Consider the following 15,274-nt stretch of genomic DNA (forward strand, 5'->3'; position numbering starts at 1 on the left):
GAAATGAAGATGAGGGTCTTTTAAATTGAGAACAGATACGATAGAATGAGTAATGGACATAGTGAGATTTCCTTTCTGTAATTTGTGGTGATTTTATTGTAACGGAAATTCTTACCTATGTCTCTTTTTTTATGCTCAAGAAAAAAAGGCGTTGGTTTCCACCAACACCAAAATTTATAGAACCAAAAGAATCTCTTCGTTCCCCGGATCCAATCAAAGCGGAATGATAAAATTCAGAGAAACACCTCCTGTTGTTCACGCAGCGTTCGTGTTCAAGGAATATACTATTTTCGTCTGAAAATGAGGTGAACCCATGAAACGAAATTATTTTGCGGCGCTGCTGGGCTTCAGCTTGATCCTAAGCGGATGCAGCGCCTTTCCCTCCGCTTCTTCAACAGAGACTCCGGTATCCCAAACAGAAGCGACGCTTATTCAGCTGAGCGACGATCAGATTCTCATCAACGCTCAGCCGGCTGATCAAACCGGTGCGGTGCAGCTTTCGCACGACATTGTCTATTATCAAGCCGGTCAGGGCGCTGATTATGGCGAAGGGGATGCGGAAGATGAACACAGCGCGGAAGAAGCGCAGGCGCATACCGTAATCACGATCCACGAACCGGGAACCTACCGCGTCAGCGGAAAACTCAGCGCCGGCCAGATCGCGATTGATTTAGGCGAGGACGCCAAAGACGATCCCAACGCCGTGGTCAATCTGATTCTTGATCAGGCTGAGATTACCTGTACCGTCGCCCCGGCGATCATCGTGTATAACGCCTATGAATGCGCAAAAGAGGAAGCGCTCAGCACGGTGGATACCCGAACGGCCGGCTTTAACCTGATTGTCGCGGACGGAACAGAGAACTATGTATCAGGTGCTTACGTTGCCAGAATCTATAAGGAAGGCACGACGAAAAAGCTGCATAAGTACGACGCCGCGATCGAATCCAAGGTTTCGCTGAACCTCAGCGGGGAAACCACGGGCACCGGTATCCTGCGGGTCGAAGCAAGCAACGAAGGCATTGAGACTTCCCTGCACATGACGATCAACAGCGGCAGCTGGATCATTCATTCCGCTGACGACAGTTTGAATGCCAATGAAGACGGTATTTCCGTGATCACGATCAACGGCGGAACTGTGCGGTGTGATGCCGGCGCTGGTCAGGAAGGCGACGGTATTGATTCCAACGGCTGGATTGTTATCAACGGCGGTACGGTCATCGCCGCGGCCAATCCGGTAAGCATGGACAGCGGCTTGGACTCTGACAACGGGATTTTGATCCATGGCGGCACGGTACTGGCCAGCGGGAATATGTTTGATGACGTGGATTCCGCGTCCACGCAGAATGTGATGGTATTCAGCTTCGCTCAGACGCAGAATGCCGGCGGGAAGCTTGTGCTTTCTGACAACGCGGGACAGCCGGTCGCCGGCTTGGTTGCCGCTAACGATTACACGGTGCTGGTCTATTCCAGTCCGCAGATCAGCGAACAGGACTATACGCTGGCTCAGGCGGAAACCGTCGAAGGCGAAGACCTTGGCGGTCTGATCACTCCCGTTACCTCAGCGGTGGGGCTGACGGAGCTGGGCTATACCAAAACTGCGCTAAGCAGGGGCATAGGGATGCGCCCGCAGGGAGGCGAATTTCCGGAAGACGAAGGCCGAAAATCCGGTCAGCGTCAGGAAGGCGAAGGCCCGCAGGGCGAGATGCCGCAAGGGGAACCCCCGGCTGACGAAGCAGATCGGGAAGCCGGACCGCCGGCGGATCAGGAAGGTCCGATGGGCGGCAAACCGGAAGACGGCCGGGGGCCACAGAACCATGCCGACGTTTCGTCCGGCGAGCTGAACGCCACGTTTACGGTTTCCTCCACGATCGCGATATTTTCCCAAATTCAGGCTTTGAAGGAAGAATAAGCCGGAGGCGGCGCATGCCGCCTTTTCGATCGTTCTATTTGAAAAAGCGGCGGTTGTTTTGCGAAAGAAACGAAAGACACAACAAATCTGAAAGATTGTCAACAAATTCTGCGTTCTGCTTTTCAAACTGCAGGAAATCGCCTACAATAAAGATAAGCAGGAAAAATAAAAATTTGCGCAGGGGTTTGAAAAAGGATGTAAAGCGCCGTTTTGCGACATACACTTTCTATGCGGGAGCGCGATTCCTTAAATTTGATGAACTTGGCGTCAGACTCTAGGAAAACACAGGCGAATATGATAAAATAACGACTGAAAAAGAAGCAATCACAGAATCAATTTCTGATGAAAAAGGAGAGATAACTATGTACAAGCGCATCCTGCTCAAACTCAGCGGAGAAGCTCTGTCCGGACAGGGAACCAATTTCGATCCCGAAATTCTGAAATCGCTGGCCAGCCAGATCAAGGAAATTCAGGATCTGGGTGTTGAAATTGCGATCGTCGTCGGCGGGGGCAACTTCATCCGCGGCAAAATGGCGGAAAAAATGGGAATTGAGCGTGTTCAGGCCGACTACATGGGCATGTTGGCAACAGTGATCAACGCGCTGGCGATTCAGAGTTCGCTGGAACAGATCGAAGTGCCGACGCGTGTGCAGACCGCGATTGAGATGAACAAGGTCGCCGAACCGTTTATTGCCCGTCGGGCGATCCGGCATCTGGAAAAGGGCCGCGTCGTGATTTTCGGCGCCGGCACCGGCAGTCCGTTCTTCTCGACCGATACGACTGCGGCGCTGCGGGCTTCCGAAATTAAAGCGGATGTCATTCTGATGGCGAAAAACGGCGTTGACGGCGTGTATTCCGCGGATCCGAAGCTGGATCCCAATGCGGTTAAATATGATCGCCTGACGTATATGGATCTGATTCAGAAGGGACTCGCGGTCATGGACACGACTGCGACCTCCATGTGCATGGATAACCACATCGACCTGATCGTCTTCAATATGAATCAGGAAGGCAACATCAAGCGCGCCGTCATGGGCGAAAGCATCGGCACAATCGTAGAATAAACAGGGAGGAATCATACGATGATGAAAGAAATACTGGATAACAGCCGTTCTAAAATGCAGAAAGCGATCGACACGTTCAGCGAACATCTGGAAACCATCCGCACCGGCCGCGCCAACGCCGGCATGCTTGCGGGGGTGGAAGCCGATTACTACGGCTGTCCGACGCCGATCAATCAGATCAGCTCGATCACCGTGGTTGAAGGCCGCCAGCTGGTCGTCAAGCCGTACGACTCCAGCTCGTTAAAAGCGATCGAACATGCGATCAACAAGTCGGATCTGGGATTAAATCCGCAGAACGACGGTTCCGTCATCCGCATTAACGTTCCAGCTCTGACGGAAGAAACCCGCAAGGAATTATGCAAGAAGGTTTCCAAGCTGTCGGAAGAAGCGAAGATCGCGGTCCGCAACCTGCGCCGGGATGCGAATGAAATCGCGAAGAAAGACGACACGCTGACGGAAGACGCGGAAAAAGAATGTCTTGAAAAGATTCAGAAGCTGACGGATGAAATGATTAAGAAAGTTGATTCCATCGCGGCTGAAAAAGAAAAAGAAATCATGACAGTGTAACGGCAAAGCTCACCTTGTAGTGAGCTTCTTTGATAAGGAGCAACGGTATGGAAGAAAAAATTAGACATGTAGCGATTATTATGGACGGCAACGGACGCTGGGCGAAAAAGCAGGGCAAGGTCCGCACGGCCGGTCATTACCAGGGCGTGGAAAATGTGCGCAACATTGCGATCGCTGCCAACGATCTGGAAGTGGAAGTGCTGACGGTGTTCGCCTTTTCGACGGAGAACTGGAAGCGCCCGGAGGAAGAAGTCAGCTATCTGATGAAGCTGCCGTCGGTCTTCTTTAAACGGTTCCTCAAGGAATTGATGGAAAAGAACATTCGGATCACGATGATCGGTGAAATGGATCAGATCCCGAAGGAGACCGCCAAGGTGCTCCAGGCGGCGATCGACGATACGAAGGCCAATACCGGCATGATCCTGAACTTCGCAATGAATTACGGCGGCCGGCGGGAAATTGTGTTAGCTGCCCAGGCGTATGCCCGCGACGTGCGCGACGGCAAGGCCAGCGACACGATCAGCGATGAGCAGTTCGGCCAGTATTTGATGGGCGCGCAGTTTCCGCCGCTGGATCTGTTGATCCGCACCAGCGGGGAATACCGGATTTCCAATTTCCTGCTTTGGGAAATTGCGTATGCCGAAATGATCTTTGTCGATGAAGCCTGGCCGGAATTCACGCCGGAGCTGCTCAAGCAATGTCTGGATCAGTTCAGGCAGCGCGACCGGCGGTTTGGAGGCGTCAAGTGAAACAGCGCATCCTGACGGCGGCGCTGATCATCGCGGTTGTCTTGCCGCCGTTGATTCTGGGCGGAGTGCTGATCGATTTGTTGATGGCGTTCTGTCTGATCACGGGGGCGTATGAAATCACGCATTGTCTGAGGACACCGCGGAAAAACGGGTTGATGATCGCGATGATCGCGGTCATGATCGGTTTGGCGTTAGTCAGTCCGGAGTGGCTGGGCGCCGGTCTGGCGCTGACGCTGGTGCTGCTGTTTGCGGCGGCCATTGCGGATCCGCAGCTGAATCTGAACGATATCACGCTGGTCTTCGCGATGCTGACGGTGTTCGTCATGGCTGTGCGCTCGATCATTTCGATCTACGACCGGAACTCGTGGCTGATGATGTATGTGATCCTGGCGACCTATCTGACCGATACCGGCGCATACTTCTGCGGTTATTTCTTCGGTAAGCATAAGCTGATCGAACGGATTTCCCCAAAGAAGACGGTTGAAGGCGCGATCGGCGGCTGGCTGTGCGGGACGATCGGAGCGTTTGTTTTCGCGCTGGCAATGCTGCCGGAGCTGCCGTTGGGATTGGCCCTGTTTGGAGCGGCAACGATGGCGGTTGTCGGACAGCTGGGCGATCTGGCGTTCAGCCTGATCAAGCGGCATGTCGGAAACAAGGACTTCGGTTCGTTCCTTCCCGGACATGGGGGAATTTTGGACCGGATCGACAGCTTACTGTTTAACTTATTGTATTTTACGCTGATTTTAGCGATGGTGGTGTAATATGAAACGTTGTTGTGTATTGGGCGTGACCGGCTCGATCGGCGTGCAGACGGTCGATGTCTGCACGTCGCATCCCGAAGCCTTTCAAATCACGTCGATCAGCGCGGGCCGCAACATCCCGCAGCTGAAAAAACTGATCGCGCAGCTGCCGCAGTTAAAAGCGGTCTGCGTGCAGGAGGAAGCGGATTGTCAGCGCCTGGCTCAGGAATATCCCGATCTGGAATGGGTCTGGGGAGAAACCGGGCTGCTGCGCTTAAGTGAACGCGATGATTACGACGTGCTGGTCAACGCGCTGGTTGGTTTTGTCGGCCTGAAGCCGACGCTGCAGGCGATTGAAGCCGGGCACGATATCGCGTTGGCGAATAAGGAAACGCTGGTCGTGGCCGGAGCCTTTGTCAACGCCGCCTGCCGCAAGCATCACGTGGCGCTGCTGCCGATCGACAGCGAGCATTCCGCGATTTTCCAATGTTTGCAGGGCAGCCGCAGGGAACAGCTGAGCCGGCTGATCATCACGGCCTCCGGCGGCAGCTTCCGCGATAAGACGCGCGAAGAGCTGCGGGGGGTGACCGTCGCTCAGGCGCTGGCGCATCCGAACTGGTCGATGGGCGCTAAAATTACAATCGACAGCGCGACGATGATGAACAAGGGGTTTGAGGTCATTGAAGCGCACTGGCTGTTCGACGTCGATTTTGATCACATCGACGTGCTGATTCATAAGGAGAGCGTGATTCATTCGCTGGTCGAATACCAGGATCACGCTGTAATCGCCCAGCTGGGCACGGCCGACATGCGGCTGCCGATTCAGTATGCTCTGAGCTACCCTGAACGGCTGGAGCTGTTCAACAGTCAGCCGCTGGATCTGGCCGCGGTCGGAACCCTGCATTTTGCCCCTGCCGATTTTGCCCGCTATCCGCTTTTGGGGTTAGCGTATGAAGCAGGAAGAAAACAAGGAACGATGCCGGCGGTGATGAATGCCGCCAATGAGGAAGCCAACGCTGCATTCCGTGAGGGGAAAATTTCATTTTTAGACATTGAGGAGCTGGTGATCGACGCCTGCCGCACACTCGCTTTCACGGAAACACCATCCCTGGATGCGATTTTTGAGGCGGACCGCCAGGCCCGTGAATTTGTGAAATCACATCTGAAAGGAGCCTGAGCAATGGCAATTTTGTATTTTATCATCCTGCTGTCCGTCATTATCATCGTGCATGAATGCGGCCATCTGATCGCCGCGAAGTGTTTCCATGTTTATTGCGGAGAGTTTTCAATCGGTATGGGACCGAAGCTGTGGGCCTGGAAGGGCAAGGAAACGACCTTCACGCTGCGCGCGCTGCCGATCGGTGGTTACGTCGCGATGGCGGGCGAGGAAGGCAGCGAGTTTGAAGGCGTGCCGCACGAGCGGACGATCAAGGGCGTGTCGCATTGGAAGCAGATCGTCATCATGCTTGCGGGCGTGATCATGAACTTCGTGCTGGCCTGGCTGATCTTCGCTTCGATCATCCTGATCAACGGCAGCTACAACATCGCGCCAAAAGCGGTGGTCGGCGGCGTGGTCGAAGGATCGCCGGCGGAAGCCGCGGGCTTTGTCGAGGGCGATGTGATCACCAAGGTCGTGTTCGCCGACGGAACCATCGTCAAGCCGTCCAACTTTTATGAGATCCTGACGTATTCGATGGACAATACCGAGCCGGTGACCTATACGCTGAAGCGCGGCGATGAAACGCTTGAAAAAACGGTGACGCCGGTGTATAACGAACAAGAACAATCGTGGCTGGTCGGAATCAAAATTCCGCCGGCGACGCAGGTCAAGACCACGCTGCTCAACAGCGGTTACTATGGCGCTCAGTATATGGGGCAGACCGTGAAAGAACTGGTCACCGCCCTGACCCGCTTAGTCAAGGGGATCGGCTTTGAAGATCTGTCCGGGCCGGTCGGAATTTATCAGGTGACTGAGCAGCAGGCCAGTCTGGGATTACAGAACTACATTCTGCTGATTGCGCTGTTGTCGCTGAACGTCGGCGTCTTCAATTTGCTGCCGCTGCCGATCTTGGACGGCGGACGGATTTTGCTGGTGATCGTCGAGATGATTATCGGCAAGCCGCTGAATCAAAAGCTGGAAGCCGGAATCACGGCGGTCGGCGTCGCGCTGGTGCTGCTTTTGATGGTCTACGTCACCTGGCAGGATCTGATGCGGTTGTTTATCTGATAGCTTCATTTCCTCAAAGGCGAGGAAGGCATAGAAATAAACAGGAGGAACGAACATGAGTATTTTAGTCACAGGCGGCACCGGCTTCATCGGCAGCCACACAACGGTGGAACTGATCAACGCCGGCTACGACGTTGTCATCATCGACAACCTGGTCAATTCCTGCAAAGGCGTGATCGACCGGATCGAGAAGATCACAGGCAAGCGTCCGCGCTTTTATGAAAACGATCTGTTGGACAAAGCTGCGGTCGAAAAGGTGTTTGAAGAAAATGAGATCGAAGCGGTCATCCATTTCGCCGGTTTAAAAGCGGTTGGGGAATCGGTGACGATTCCGCTGACGTATTATCATAACAACCTGACCGGCACGCTGATTCTGTGCGAGGTCATGAAGGCGCACAACTGCAAGAAGATCGTATTCTCATCCAGCGCCACGGTCTACGGCGATCCGCATAAGGTGCCGATCACAGAGGATTTCCCGCTGTCGACGACCAATCCGTACGGATCGACGAAGCTGATGATCGAACGGATCTTAAGCGACGTGTTCGTTTCCGATACCGACTGGAGCATCATGCTGCTGCGCTACTTCAATCCGATCGGTGCGCATAAGAGCGGGCTGCTGGGAGAAACGCCAAACGGCATTCCGAACAATTTAGTGCCGTACATCGCCCAGGTTGCGACCGGCAAGCGTGAATTCCTGCGGGTCTGGGGCAATGATTACAATACGGTTGACGGAACCGGCGTGCGCGATTACATCCATGTCGTCGATCTGGCGCTGGGCCACATCAAAGCGGTGGAATACGTGCTGAAAAACAAGGGCGTGGAAGCGGTCAATCTGGGAACCGGCCACGGCTATTCCGTGCTGCAGGTCAAGGACGCCTTCGCCAAAGCGAGCGGCAAAGAAATTCCGTTCAAGATCATGCCGCGCCGGCCGGGCGATATCGCAACCTGCTACGCTGATACGACCAAGGCGAAGAAACTGCTGGGCTGGAGCGCCCAGTATGGCATTGACGAAATGTGTCAGGATTCCTGGCATTTCCAGCAGCAGAATCCGGACGGCATCACCGAATAACAAGACAGAAGCAAGGAAGCGGTCAAAACGGCCGCTTTTTTAGTCTGCCAAAACCCTTTCAGCGACAGATCGGCAGATATGGGGACAGGATGGGAGAATTTGTGAGAAACAAGGGAGTAATGGAAGCCGGCTGGGGAACGTCGATTTATCAGATGGTTTAAGAAATTGAACTTTTCGTTGATGGATAATGGAATGTGAAAATGTTATCATGAAGACGGAGGGAAGGAAAATGAAAAAATTGATCATCAGTGTTCTGTCTTTATTGATGGCTGTGTCGCTGTCGGCGTGTTCGTCAGCCAAAGAAGAGACCTTTGAAGGCTCGGCACAGGGGTACGGCGGAACCGTGACTGCCAAGGTTACGTTCAAAGCCGACAAGATTACCGCGGTTGAAGTCAAGGCGCCGGATGAAACCGAAGGCGTCGGATCCCGGGCAGCCGAAGAACTGCCGGAGAAAATTGTCGCGGCCAACAGCGCAGACGTGGACGTTGTCGCCGGCGCGACGATGACATCCAAAGCGATCCAGTCGGCGGTGCGCCAGGCGGTAAGCAAGAAAAACGGGGAAACGGAAACAGCCGTGCATTTGAACGCCGGCACCTATTCCGCAGTTGTCATGGGCCACAATGGCGAAATGACGATTGAAACGACCGTCGATGAGACGACAATCAAGGAAGTCAAGGTGCTCGAGCACACAGAAACGTTTGGAATTGGTTCCGGATCCGTGATGACGCCGGTTGAAGTTCTGCCGGAGCGGATTGTGGAACATCAGACGGTCAGCGTCGATAACGTCTCAGCGGCGACTGTGACGTCTTCCGCGATTAAGGCCGGCGTCCGGGACTGTCTCACTCAGGCCGGGGCCGAGGAAACGGCGTTCAGCGAACCGGCGCCGGCTGCGAATCCGACGGAAAGCGAATATACCGTGGATATCGCGGTCGTCGGCGGGGGAGCTGCGGGACTTACGGCAGCCAATACGGCGCTGGATGAAGGAAAATCGGTGCTCTTGGTTGAAAAAACGGGAATCACCGGGGGATCCACCGTGCAAAGCGGCGGCAATATCTTCGCTGCCGAGACAGCGGCGCAGAAGGCAAACGGCGTGGAAGACAGCGCGGAAGATTTGTATCAGTTTTTAATGAGCTATGATGAGGACCATCTGTTGAATGAAAAGATGATTCATGACTATGCTTATGGTATCGGCAAGGATCTGGATTATCTGGCCGATAACGGCGTTGCCATTACCTATGTGACCACCGCTCAGCCGACGCTGACACCGAATCGCCTGCATTTGACAAGCCCGAAGAATGAAATTGCATCCGGGATCGGCGGCGGGATTACCGTGCCGCTGACAAAGTCAATGCTGGAAAAGGGCGGAATGTTACTGCTGGAGACTCGCGCAGAAACACTTCTGACGAATGAACAGGGAGAAGTCATCGGCGTTCAGGCGATCAATCAGGCGGGCGAAATCGTAACGGTGAAAGCCAAAGCAGTGATTCTGACAACTGGCGGCTATGGCTCAAACCCAGAGATGACAGCGCGATTTGCGGCGTTTAATCCGATTTTCAACTCTGCCGCCAGCAGCACCGGCGACGGTCTGACAATGGCCGGCAAGGTCGGCGCACAGATCTTTGAGTCCGACGGCATGCAGCTGCAGTATGTCGACTTCAATACCGGTGAAACCGGCAGTACCGCCTCCGGCTTGGTGGTCGATATGCAGGGAAACCGGCTGGCGAACGAACACAGCTATCAATCCGTTTCCGCCGAAGCGTTTAAGCGCGGGAACAATGTGGTGAATTACTATATCACAGCGACCCGGGACGGCGTCTGCGCAGAAAGCTATCCTACTGTCCAGTATGGCGTCACGCTGGAAAATGCGGTCAAAGCATCCAGTCTCGATGAGCTGGCGGCCTTGATCAAAGCCGATCCGGAAACGCTGAAAGCCACCGTCGCGCGCTATAACGAGTTATGCGAAAAAGGAACGGATGATGATTTTGGCAAGCCTTCCGACTATCTGATTCCAGTCGAAGGCGATACCTACTATGCCTTTGCCCGCTATCCGGTTGCGGCGGCGACTTTCGGAGGGTTGGTTATTGACGAAACCGGGCATGTCCTGAATCAGGAGAATCAGGCGATCTCCGGTCTGTACGCGGCAGGAGAAGTCGCGCTGACCGGCGTGTTTGCCAACGTGTATCCAACCTGCGGTTTGGCGATCGGCAATTCAATTCACATGGCCCGCAACGTGGCAGCGGCCGCCTGCGGAGAATAACAGAAAACGGCGCTTTGCTTTCGCGCCGTTTTCTTGTTACAATGAAATCATGAATATTAATGAGCTGAAATATTTTATTAAGGTCGCGGATCAAGGAAGCTTATCCAGAGCGGCCAATGAATTGTATATCTCCTATCAAGGTCTGTCGAAGTCGCTCAAGAACCTGGAAACGGAGCTGGATTGTCCGTTGTTTGAAAAGCTGGGGAGTGGTTACAAACTGACGGAATATGGCGACGAACTGTATCCTGCCGCAAAGCGGATCGTCAGTGAATGGGAGACGCTCCAGCTTTCCTTAAACCAGATCCAGCGCCGCCGCCATCAGTTTTATCACATCGGCGTGGCGATGGGCGTCGACACGCCGTTCGTCAATTTTCGCAGCCAGCTTGATCAGTTTCTGAGAAAGCATGGCAACGTCGTCATGATCGACGCCTGGGATTCCTATTGTGAGGAAAAGATTGAAAGCGGAGAACTGGATATCGCAATCACGTTCGGGCCGGTGGATGACGTGCGTTTCGACTGCACGGTGCTGCATCAGGGAACACTGGCGGCCCTGGTGCATCCGGAAAACGTTCTCTCAAATAGAAAAAGCCTGCGGATTCAGGATTTAGCGGATCAAAAGATCATCACCGTAAACCGTTACTTCCGAAATTACGATATTTTGATGCAGGCCTGTCAAAGCTGCGGCTTTAAGCCGAGAATTGTGCTGAATACCGTAAATTTAACCGCGACGCTGTTCGGTTATCAGGACAGGAAGGCGATCGGGATTTCCAACAATCTGTGTTATCCGACGGAGTCCATTGGAGAATACAAGGTGATTCCCGTGCTGGATCAGAAGACGACCTGTCAGATCAATCTTTTAATTCATCCCAGACAGCGCAAAAACAAGGCGATTCAACAGCTGAAGCAAGAGCTGCTGCAATGCTTTTTCATCAATACCGACGTTAAGTGTTGATACCATCATTCTGGAAAAGGGCAGGGAATTGAAATGAGCTGGCCCGGCGCAATAGGGATAAGCGGAAAAAATGGTCAGATCAAGCTTGCGGCAAAGGTTGACGAGTTCAGAATTTCTCAGAACATTTTGAACTGAAAAACGGAGGTTATCGGCATTTTTTCCATAGAAGGCGGTCTTTTTGACCGTTTTCATTTTATGAAGAAACAGATTTGCAAGCTTTTTAAAATCCAAAGAGGAAAGAAACAAGGGGAGAGAAAAACAAGGAGGGAGAGAAATAAAGCGGTGTCGAGGTGAATGATTTACCATAGTAAACCTTGTTGCCAAATGAGGACTATGGTACAATGATACCAGCGGCAAAGGAGGAGTTTTATGCCCCGATACGATCAGTTGTTTCAGGAAATTGTCCACACGATCAAAGAAGATTACGCCGGCTTTGCGATGTGCCGGGATCACCACGATCCACGTCCTTACGTCCATACCATCGGGACGGCGTTTATGAAAAAAGAATTGGATGCGGATTTGTTTTTTCGTCAGGTCAATCAATATCTTGCGGAAACCGGCGACCGCAACCTGCGTTTTTTGCGGCATCCCGGCCCGGATTACCAACCCTTTACCAACGGCTTTTTCACCCGACGCAAAGGCGAGGTACTAATGGTCAGCGAGGTGCATCAGGAAGATCAGCTGCAGCCGAAGGACGAGATTATCGCGATCAACGGCCAGCCGCTGCGTTTTTATACGGAGACATTGAAAAAGCGGGTGTTCTATTCTGATCAGAATGACCGTCAGATCTGGACGGGGTTTTTGAAAATGGCCGATCAGATTACGGTGCGCCGAAACGGACAGACCTGGGTTATGCCGCTGCGCCGTTTTGCCAGGACAGAAGTGCTGAAAACAAATACGATAGTCGTTGAAGAGGGGAGTGCGGTGCTTAAAATCGAGCGGATCGACGAAACCCTGGAACGACTGGTGGAAGAAAACAGAGAGCTGCTGACGAAGGCGGATTCGATCATTCTGGATCTCAGGCGCTGTGAGGAAGGGTGGGAATCGTCGATGTTCTGCCTGCTGCCGTATATTTTGGATCAACCGGTACCGGTGTGCGAGGTCATGGAAGGGCAGGGACTTCTGACCCATTATACCGGGAAAAATTGCCATCGCCGGATTGATCAGCTGAAGACGATGATGACGGAACCGGATCTGGCTCCCATCGCATCCGAAATGATTGAAGAACTGGAAGCGAAAGCGGATCTGGGCTGGGTTCTGGAAACCGAAGCTGATTGGGGCGCAGAGGAAGACGCGCTGATTCAGCCGGTTAAGCCGGAGCGCAGAACGGTGCTGATCACCGATCTGTTTACCGCCGGGGTCGCGGAAGAGCTGGCCGATCTGGCCTCCCGTTCATCACGCTGCACTCTCGTCGGAAGACAAAGCAGCGGCCGTTATCAAACCTGCAATCTGATCTCCGTCGTATTTGACGATTTGTTTCAGCTCGATTATCCGATCAGCCGCCGCCAAGCGTGGACAAGAGATCAGCCGGCGGGCGTGCCTTGCGATATTGAAATCGAATGGACGCCGCGGGAATGTGATGAAGATCTTCTGATGATCAAAGCCAAAGCGGCTGCCAAGGATACGGATAATTAAAAGAATTTTAAAATAGGAGAAAATTCAACAGGAAAAAATTCAACAGGAAAAATTCAACAGGAGAAGATAAAACAGGAGAAAATACAAAAGCCAGCGGCTGCGGCGGGATTCCCGCTTCACAGCTTCCGGCTTTTTTCTGTATAAAAAGACGGCGGAACCGTTCACGTTGTTCCGTCGTCCAGATTTTATTCCTCGCTGATGAACTGACCTGCCAGCCGGCCATGCGTCACCGCCATGCCGATCGAGTTGCCTGCGCATGGCGTGGAGTAGCCTAAGCCGTAGCGTCCGCCCAGGCAGTTGCCCGCGGCATACAGCCCTTTGATCTTCTTGCCGCTCATGTCCAGCACGTTCTGGCGTTTGTCGGTGACCAGACCGGACATCGTGACCATCATCGGCGTCGGCTTGTCGTTCTTCTCGCTCTTGACCGCGTAGAATGGGGCTTCGTCGACTGGAATCATGCAGGAAGCGTCTTTGCCGTAATCGGTGTCCTTGCCCGCGTAACAAAGCTGGTTGTAGGCTTCGATCGAGGCCAGGAAGGTTTCTTTCGCCGCCCCGGCATAGCCCAAGTAGTCCGCCAGCTCCTCCAGCGTGTCCGCCTTGATGACGGTTGATTCCATACGTTCAGCGACGGTGCAGCCGCGGATGGTGCCGCCCTCCGGTCCGCTGACCAGCGCATCCATATCGTTGATCAGATCAATGTAATACTGCGGCCGGCCGGCGTTCGGTCCGCCGTGTTCCAGCCCCGAAGCACAGACCGATTTCAGCCATTTTTTATCGGTAACTAAGCACAAGGTGCCTTCCGGCTGACGGGCGCAGGCAGTCTGCGCCGCGGAGAGGTTGCCTTCATTGGTGAAGCGCTCGCCCTCGCTGTTGAGCCACAGCATCGCGTTGCAGCCCCAGGGACCGCTCGGACCGCCGCCTAAAAGCATGCTTCCGCGCGGCGCCGGTTCGATCATGCCGCCGGCCCAGCAGCCCATCTTGACCGCTTCGCCCTTGCGTCCGCCCATGAAGGAGAAGAAGTCCGGCTGTTCGCCGCCGGCCCGCTCAAAGCGTTCCATGTATTCGTTCAATAAGGCCCAGCACATATCCGCGTTGCCGGCATAATCGCCGCCGCACAGGATCGCGCCTTTGGTCGTATTGAATTGAATATAGCTGCCGTCGCTCGCTTTGCCCGCGACGCCGATAATGTCTTTCGCCTCGTTTTGAAGCAGGACGATGGCTTCCGTACCGTAGTACCACTCAGCCCCCAGCTGCTTTGCCTTGTCGATGCAGGCCTGGTTGATCAGCGGCAGCACCGAGTTTGCCGCGACGCCCTGGATCGGCTGGTCGTTGTACTGCCCCATAAACTGCGCTGTGGCCGCCCAGGTTTTGGTGCCCGGGGTCATCGGGTAATCGTAGCGCAGGCAGTCGTACATGTCGTTGCCGGCCTGAATTTTCTCATAATCCATGTTCGCCTGCATGATCAGCCAGCCCTCCGGCGTATTATCATAGGTATAGGCCTTGGGATCAACGCCCATTTCCTTGGCAACTTCCAGCATGTGATCGAGGGTTGGACCGGAATTGTGGACGTAGGACTTGACGATCGCCGGGAAGCAGCGGCCGCCGGAACGAGTGACGAATTCGTTGACGACTTCGCCCAGATCATAGGTGCCGAAGCCGATATCCTGCTGGAGCTTGGAGTTGAATGCGCCGATATCTTCGCCATACCAGGTAAACATGTCTTCCTCCATCCGCTCTAAGACCGCGACTTTCAACCCTGCTTCCGCAGCAGCTAAGGCCGCCTGTACGCCGGCGTGACCGCCGCCGACAACGATGACGTCGACATTGACTTCCTTAGCGTGATCGCTGATGACCGGGGCTTCGCCGAGCCAGTCGCCGGGACCGGAGTAGCCGGTGATCCGGCCGGTGGATGCGGACGGTGTGGCCGAGGCGTCCGGGGATGCGGTAGGGGTCGTGGATTCCGTGCTGCAGCCGGCTAACAGACCTGCGGCTGCGACGCCAAACGCACTGGCAGCGGCGCCTTTAATGAAATCACGACGGGAAATTCCTTTTTTGTAAGTCATAAATTCTCCTTCCTTATAATAATTCAATTAGATAAAATATTT

The 15,274-nt window shown here is 53.9% G+C and carries 13 protein-coding genes; 11 read left to right on the forward strand and 2 right to left on the reverse strand.

Features of this window, described 5'->3' with window-relative positions:
* Positions 1 to 313: 313 nt before the first annotated feature.
* From I2D94_RS14370 to I2D94_RS14420, 11 genes are all read left to right on the forward strand, one after another.
* Positions 314 to 1,909, forward strand: a complete 1,596-nt coding sequence (locus tag I2D94_RS14370; RefSeq protein WP_195397412.1) for a carbohydrate-binding domain-containing protein — start codon at positions 314 to 316, stop codon at positions 1,907 to 1,909.
* Positions 1,910 to 2,271: 362 nt separating this feature from the next.
* Positions 2,272 to 2,973: a UMP kinase gene (pyrH, locus tag I2D94_RS14375; protein WP_006060154.1), complete on the forward strand. Its 702-nt coding sequence runs from the start codon at positions 2,272 to 2,274 to the stop codon at positions 2,971 to 2,973.
* 18 nt (positions 2,974 to 2,991) lie between these two features.
* Positions 2,992 to 3,540, forward strand: coding sequence for a ribosome recycling factor (gene frr, locus I2D94_RS14380; RefSeq protein WP_072683522.1), 549 nt, complete (start codon positions 2,992 to 2,994; stop codon positions 3,538 to 3,540).
* Between the two features lie 47 nt (positions 3,541 to 3,587).
* Positions 3,588 to 4,289 carry an isoprenyl transferase gene (locus tag I2D94_RS14385; RefSeq protein ID WP_195397413.1) on the forward strand — a complete coding sequence of 234 codons (702 nt, stop codon included), beginning with the start codon at positions 3,588 to 3,590 and terminating at the stop codon, positions 4,287 to 4,289.
* Positions 4,286 to 5,050 carry a phosphatidate cytidylyltransferase gene (locus tag I2D94_RS14390; RefSeq protein ID WP_195397414.1) on the forward strand — a complete coding sequence of 255 codons (765 nt, stop codon included), beginning with the start codon at positions 4,286 to 4,288 and terminating at the stop codon, positions 5,048 to 5,050. Before I2D94_RS14385 ends, I2D94_RS14390 begins: the two co-directional genes overlap by 4 nt.
* Position 5,051: 1 nt before the next feature.
* Positions 5,052 to 6,206, forward strand: a complete 1,155-nt coding sequence (locus tag I2D94_RS14395) for a 1-deoxy-D-xylulose-5-phosphate reductoisomerase (protein WP_195397415.1) — start codon at positions 5,052 to 5,054, stop codon at positions 6,204 to 6,206.
* Positions 6,207 to 6,209: 3 nt separating this feature from the next.
* Positions 6,210 to 7,256, forward strand: coding sequence for an RIP metalloprotease RseP (rseP, locus tag I2D94_RS14400; protein ID WP_195397416.1), 1,047 nt, complete (start codon positions 6,210 to 6,212; stop codon positions 7,254 to 7,256).
* Positions 7,257 to 7,311: 55 nt separating this feature from the next.
* The gene (gene galE, locus I2D94_RS14405; protein WP_195397417.1) at positions 7,312 to 8,325 is read left to right on the forward strand and encodes a UDP-glucose 4-epimerase GalE; all 1,014 of its coding nucleotides are present in this window, start codon (positions 7,312 to 7,314) and stop codon (positions 8,323 to 8,325) included.
* Positions 8,326 to 8,554: 229 nt separating this feature from the next.
* On the forward strand, positions 8,555 to 10,582 hold the full coding sequence (locus I2D94_RS14410; RefSeq protein ID WP_195397418.1) for an FAD-dependent oxidoreductase: 2,028 nt from the start codon (positions 8,555 to 8,557) through the stop codon (positions 10,580 to 10,582).
* A gap of 49 nt (positions 10,583 to 10,631) precedes the next feature.
* A complete protein-coding gene (locus tag I2D94_RS14415; RefSeq protein WP_195397419.1) occupies positions 10,632 to 11,534 on the forward strand; it encodes a LysR family transcriptional regulator in 903 nt (300 codons plus the stop codon).
* A 369-nt stretch (positions 11,535 to 11,903) separates the two neighbouring features.
* Complete coding sequence (locus I2D94_RS14420; protein WP_195397420.1) at positions 11,904 to 13,169, forward strand: S41 family peptidase; 1,266 nt, start codon at positions 11,904 to 11,906, stop codon at positions 13,167 to 13,169.
* A gap of 7 nt (positions 13,170 to 13,176) precedes the next feature.
* Here I2D94_RS14420 and I2D94_RS14425 read toward each other — a convergent pair whose 3' ends face one another.
* Both I2D94_RS14425 and I2D94_RS14430 read right to left on the reverse strand, forming a co-directional pair.
* Complete coding sequence (locus I2D94_RS14425; protein WP_195397421.1) at positions 13,177 to 13,392, reverse strand: hypothetical protein; 216 nt, start codon at positions 13,390 to 13,392, stop codon at positions 13,177 to 13,179.
* The gene (locus I2D94_RS14430; RefSeq protein WP_195397422.1) at positions 13,355 to 15,232 is read right to left on the reverse strand and encodes an FAD-binding protein; all 1,878 of its coding nucleotides are present in this window, start codon (positions 15,230 to 15,232) and stop codon (positions 13,355 to 13,357) included. The genes I2D94_RS14425 and I2D94_RS14430 overlap by 38 nt, the downstream gene beginning before the upstream one ends.
* Positions 15,233 to 15,274 lie beyond the last annotated feature (42 nt).

This window comes from Holdemania sp. 1001302B_160321_E10 (assembly GCF_015552275.1).
In the GTDB taxonomy this organism is placed as follows: Bacteria; Bacillota_I; Bacilli_A; order Erysipelotrichales; family Erysipelotrichaceae; genus Holdemania.